General features: G+C 45.1%; 5 protein-coding genes. 2 read left to right on the forward strand and 3 right to left on the reverse strand.

Annotated features, from left to right (window positions below; all coding sequences use genetic code 11):
• Positions 1–301: 301 nt before the first annotated feature.
• Positions 302–1,279, reverse strand: coding sequence for an SDR family oxidoreductase (locus F6K20_RS23300; protein WP_008179584.1), 978 nt, complete (start codon positions 1,277–1,279; stop codon positions 302–304).
• A 222-nt stretch (positions 1,280–1,501) separates the two neighbouring features.
• The gene (gene petM, locus F6K20_RS23305; protein ID WP_063747919.1) at positions 1,502–1,606 is read right to left on the reverse strand and encodes a cytochrome b6-f complex subunit PetM; all 105 of its coding nucleotides are present in this window, start codon (positions 1,604–1,606) and stop codon (positions 1,502–1,504) included.
• A gap of 162 nt (positions 1,607–1,768) precedes the next feature.
• On the opposite strand from petM, the gene pdxA reads away from it, so the two are divergent.
• Positions 1,769–2,869: a 4-hydroxythreonine-4-phosphate dehydrogenase PdxA gene (gene pdxA, locus F6K20_RS23310; protein WP_008179581.1), complete on the forward strand. Its 1,101-nt coding sequence runs from the start codon at positions 1,769–1,771 to the stop codon at positions 2,867–2,869.
• A gap of 20 nt (positions 2,870–2,889) precedes the next feature.
• Here pdxA and F6K20_RS23315 read toward each other — a convergent pair whose 3' ends face one another.
• Entirely contained in the window at positions 2,890–3,264 is a 375-nt protein-coding gene (locus F6K20_RS23315) for a hypothetical protein (RefSeq protein WP_008179579.1), read from the reverse strand.
• A 603-nt stretch (positions 3,265–3,867) separates the two neighbouring features.
• Between F6K20_RS23315 and msrP the strand changes: the two genes are divergently transcribed.
• Positions 3,868–4,857: a protein-methionine-sulfoxide reductase catalytic subunit MsrP gene (gene msrP / locus F6K20_RS23320; protein WP_287296189.1), complete on the forward strand. Its 990-nt coding sequence runs from the start codon at positions 3,868–3,870 to the stop codon at positions 4,855–4,857.
• Positions 4,858–5,203 lie beyond the last annotated feature (346 nt).

The following is a 5,203-nucleotide window of genomic DNA, read 5'->3' on the forward strand; positions in this document are numbered from 1 at the left end:
TCCGCAGTCCTCAATTGGTTGTGCAACTCTTCAGCAACGCTACAAGCCATTGGTTTAAGGTCGTTGTAGATAATGCCTGCTTTTGGTATACTCACCAGTCCCCGTCTTGAACTACTTGGATTAAATTATCTGAAACATCATGGACAATTGTGATTTAATCAGCTACTGTCTTGATGCAGTCGCGCTATGGGAACCGGCTGTGTGCTCAGGCTGGCATCCGCACCTTGGAAGCCCCGTCGAGAAGCACTTTTGCTGCACTGGCTCCCCAAAACCTCCCGCTTATCGATTTTCCAGGAAATATCTAGGATTTAGATTTAAAAGGAGTCCTCTTCTTAGACTTCTTTTTAGCTTTCTCGTAATCGATTTCTTTGAGCTTATTCATAATCCGGTTAAAGTATTCTTGTAGATATTCTTCCAAAGTTGTGGTTTCCTTAGGGTCTAGGCCAAAGACCTCGTATACCTTATCCATCGGTGCATCCAGCGGTTTCCCGCTCACTAGCACCTCAGTGAAGGCAAGCCGATCTGCCACATTCCAGCCCCACTGAAAAAATCTCACGAATCGCCGCATACCCCGCAAAAAATTTATTGGGAGTCGGGCTATTTTAGCATCTTTACCGGACAACCGCTCACACAGGTTAATGATTTCGTAGGTACTATAGGCTCTGGTTCCCACAACCGGGAATGTCTGATTTACTGTTTCTGGAACTTCCAGAGCACGAATGCCAAACTTAGCAATATCCTGGGTGTTCATATAGGCGATGGGAGAGGTTTCTCCTGTAATCCAAACCGCCTGTCCATCCAAAATGGGGATCGCATACTGACCAATTAAGCCTTGCATAAAGCCACTTGGTTTCAAGATTGTGTGTGGCAATCCTGATTCTGCCAGAAATAGTTCTGTACAGTGCTTTATTTCCATCAGTGGGACATGAGCAAAATTCTCACTTCCCAGAATTGAGAAAAAGACATATCTTTCTATACCAGCAGCCACAGACGCTTGAATGAGGGCAACTTTCCCTTCCCAGTCTACCTGTCTGATGGTCAGAGAATCTGTTGGTCTCGATGTTGCCGCATCAATGACAGCTGTGATCCCTTCCAGGGCTTTTGGTAGGGTTTCTGGAACACACAGGTCTCCTTGTACTAGTTCTGCTCCCCATTCTTTAAGGAAAGAAGCTTTTCGTGGACTGCGTACAAGACAGCGTACCTGATGATCCTCGTCTAGTGCACGACGAACCACCTGTCTTCCTAAGGTGCCAGTTGCACCGACGACCAACAAGTTCATTATAGTAATTTTAGTAAGGAATCTTAAACTTTCTATAAGATTCTATCAGAAATTTTGTCGATCTCTCATTTTTCTGGTATTCAATAGGCAACGCCATCAGGTGAGGGGTGTGGGAGAATGGGTTTAGGCTAAGACAGCATAAGTGATTGGTTTAAAAGAAAACTGTGCCAGAATTCTTGACCAAACCCCACAGCCGTTACCCCATAACCCATTCACTAGAAACTATTCTGACACTCCCTGGATTTTGAGTAGCAAGAAGCCTAAGCCCAAACCCACAAGAATCAGGGTGAAGGACAAAAACGCTGCATTGAAAATTTCTGTACCCATTAGTTTTATGATCTCCTATGTACTTTTGTTACAAGGTATCATGACTAGGGTGCGAGAATATAGCAATCCTATGGAAATCCTGAGCAAGAGTATTCCAGCAAAGGGGTTAGGGTACTGGAGTGTTTACGAATTATGTCAGACTTGTCAACAAACCATCAGAACATGTCTTTGACAGGAAAACTTAACTCACCACCAAGGCGTCCTAGGTTAGCGGTGACCTTGGGAGATCCGGCAGGCATTGGACCAGAAGTTGTCCTCAAGGCATTGGCAGATTCCCAAGTCACTAGGAATTGTGAGATAACCGTGATTGGCAGTCGGTACCTCTTGAATGGGGCTTACACCCAGCTAAGTCAGCAGGGGATTGAAGATGTAGCTACTTTAGCTTCCCCAGAGACATTATCAATCCTTGACATTGAGTTGGATTACGGACAACGGCCTCAAATAACCCCAGGTGTTGGTAATGCTGCTAGTGGTGCTCTTAGTTTTATGTATCTGGAAAATGCGATCGCACTCACCCAACGTGGTGAGTTTGATGGTATTGTGACCGCACCCATTGCCAAGTCTCTCTGGAAAGCCGCAGGACATGATTATCCTGGTCAAACTGAAGTGCTAGCCCACTACTCTGGTGTCAAACAATTTGGGATGCTCTTCGTAGCGCGATCGCCCCATAGTGGTTGGGTGCTACGTACACTTTTAGCTACCACACATATTCCTTTAAGTCAAGTCCCAAATACCTTAACGCCACTATTGATGGGGAGTAAACTAGACTTACTGATCGCCTGTTTGGCTAGTGATTTTGGCATCAACAAACCTCGAATCGCGATTTCTGGGTTAAATCCTCATAGTGGTGAGCAGGGTCAGCTAGGTTGTGAAGAACAAGATTGGCTGATTCCCTGGCTAGAGCAAGAGCGCCAGCAACGCCCGACTATCCAATTAGATGGACCAATACCTCCTGACACTCTTTGGGTAAAACCTGGTCAGGCTTGGTACGGCAACCACCAGCAGTACGCTGATAATGCTCATGATGCTTATTTGGCACTCTATCATGACCAGGGCTTAATTCCTGTCAAACTCATGGCATTTGACAGAGCGATCAATACTACCATCGGTTTACCCTTTGTGCGTACTTCTCCTGATCATGGCACAGCGTTTGATATTGCCGGTCTTGGCATTGCTAACGCTACTAGCATGAAGGCTGCAATTAGCCTAGCTACTGAACTGGTGAACCAGAGGTTGAGTAACCCTTTAGCTATCAGTGCTTAGAACAAACTTTTAGTCAACCTTTACTCTCTTAGTGGAACCGCCAACTGGACTTTTTGAGTATTGCGAGTAGTTGGGGATTGAGGAAACACATTAAGTTCTTCCTGCTGGATGGTATCCCCAAAAACTATGTCTACATTGTCACTTGAACCAACCTTGAACTTAGGCTGTAAATTGTTACCTAAGCCTTCCTTTTCCTCCAGCTCTAGTGATGTTGGGAAAAAGGTGCCATAATCGTCTGAGACCGTGCGACCATTAACTTGGCGGAGGGTGTCACCAGACAGGGTTACTGAACCGCTTGGCTCACTAGACTGCGCTCCTGACTGAGCATAGGCAAGAGGTACCAATCCCACAACTATCCAGCCGATTCCTACTATAACTAGTGTTTTACGGATCATCAGCTTTCTCCTGGTTTTTTTATTTACGTTATTTTATTTATTTATTTATTTTTATTTTAGTAGTCATGACATTAATCTGGCATCCTAATACATCCTTATAAAAAAAAATAAGCGGTAGTAATTTTAACTATAGTTATTAACTATACTTGGCACAAGTATAACTTAAGCTTTTAACTGGCGCTATCAGTCAAGGCACTACTTGAAAAGCTACCCTTGCCAGCTATAAGCTCGTAAGCATTCAGCTATCAACTAATGCGCTACATCACAGCGTCGAAGCCTGTGCCACGCAAGCTACTTGAGGTGCTATCAGCTTATGGGCTATCAGCTTATGGGCTATCGACAAGCTAAGGGAACAGCTTTTGAATAAGCGATGCAGCGCCGACCTGCGGGGGTTTCCCCCACTCGCGCTTTGCATCAAGAAAACAGGTAAGCATTCGTTTAATGTCTGTTACGGAAAGCTGTTCCCGTAGCGTGAGCCTTGGCCTATGGCCACGCACTAGCGTTTGGCTGACGGCTAACGGCTGACTGCTGAATGCTTAAATAAGCTCCAGAGCCTCAGAGGCTGACTGCTAAAAGCTCACCGTCAACAATATCACTTACTTTATGACCATCATTCGTGTACCAAAGTCCTGGGAACTGCCAGAGCAACAAGTCACCTCAGAAACGGCTTATTCTAACCGACGTCGCTTTCTCAAAAATTTAGTTGGTGCCAGCCTAGGCACTGGAATGCTCTCAATTCTTGGTTGTCAAGCTTCCTCTTCTGCCTCAGACAAAGCTCTTGTGGAAACCCTAAATCAACCTAAGTTAAAATCCTTAGCAACCAATCCAGCTTTTGCCAGTGTTGACAGACCCATCACTGATCAGGATCTTGCTGGACAGTACAACAATTTTTATGAATTTGGCGGCAGTAAATCGATCTGGCAAGCAGCCCAAAATTTACCAACCAAAGACTGGAAGCTACAGGTGACGGGATTAGTCAAAAATCCCCAAACCTATGACCTAGATGATCTGCAAACTAAATTTCCCATCGAAGAGCGGATCTATCGCTTCCGCTGTGTAGAGGCGTGGTCAATGGTGCTACCCTGGATCGGATTTCCGATGAAAGCGCTGATCAAAGCAGTAGAACCTACTTCAGAGGCTAAATTTGTGCGATTTACCTCCTATTATGACCGCAAAATTACTATTGGTCCAGGCATACACCTTGGTTCCTTACCTTGGCCTTATACCGAAAGTTTACGTGTTGAGGAAATGGCTAACGAACTAGCATTTTTTGCTATTGGTATTTATGGTCATCTATTACCCAAGCAGCATGGTGCTCCTATTCGCATGGTAGTGCCCTGGAAATATGGTTTTAAAGGAGCAAAATCCATAGTCAAAGTCGAGTTTTTAGCTAACCAGCCAGCTACCTACTGGAATACCATCAATTCCTATGAATATGACTTTGAGGCAAATGTTAACCCCAATAAGCCTCACCCCAGATGGTCACAAGCTACAGAAAAATTCATCAGTAGCGGTCCTAACTTATCCTGGGAAAAACGACCCACCCTACTTTACAACGGTTATGGGGAATATGTAGGTGGTCTGTATGGTTGAAGGTTATTTGGTTGTTCGCCTTTGGCGTTAGGTGTAGGGTAGGTTGAAGGTTGAAGGTTGAAGGTTGAAGGTTGAAGGTTGAAAAATGAAGGTTGAAGGTTGAAGGTTGAAGGTTGAAGGTTGATCGCCCTTGGCCTTCACTTCGGGTAGGTTTTTTAGTTACTGTCGGCCTTTACGCTTTCGTAACCTGAATCACCTGTAAACTACCACCTGCGTACAAGGAGCGATTCAATTTTGGTCAATACTGCTGCTCACCGTCCAAAGTGCGGGTGGATACGCAAAAACCCGCAGCTCACCATACTCGTCACTAATCCAGACAACCCCTATCACTGGGTGAGCATTAAGT

It is taken from the genome of Moorena sp. SIO2C4, from assembly GCF_010672485.1.
GTDB lineage: Bacteria > Cyanobacteriota > Cyanobacteriia > Cyanobacteriales > Coleofasciculaceae > Moorena > Moorena producens.

Bases quoted from the DNA above. Each gene is read 5' to 3' on its own strand.
- F6K20_RS23300 (WP_008179584.1), bottom strand. From the start codon at position 1,279: ATGAACTTGTTGGTCGTCGGTGCAACTGGCACCTTAGGAAGACAGGTG.
- petM (WP_063747919.1), bottom strand. From the start codon at position 1,606: ATGGGTACAGAAATTTTCAATGCAGCGTTTTTGTCCTTCACCCTGATT.
- pdxA (WP_008179581.1), top strand. From the start codon at position 1,769: ATGTCTTTGACAGGAAAACTTAACTCACCACCAAGGCGTCCTAGGTTA.
- F6K20_RS23315 (WP_008179579.1), bottom strand. From the start codon at position 3,264: ATGATCCGTAAAACACTAGTTATAGTAGGAATCGGCTGGATAGTTGTG.
- msrP (WP_287296189.1), top strand. From the start codon at position 3,868: ATGACCATCATTCGTGTACCAAAGTCCTGGGAACTGCCAGAGCAACAA.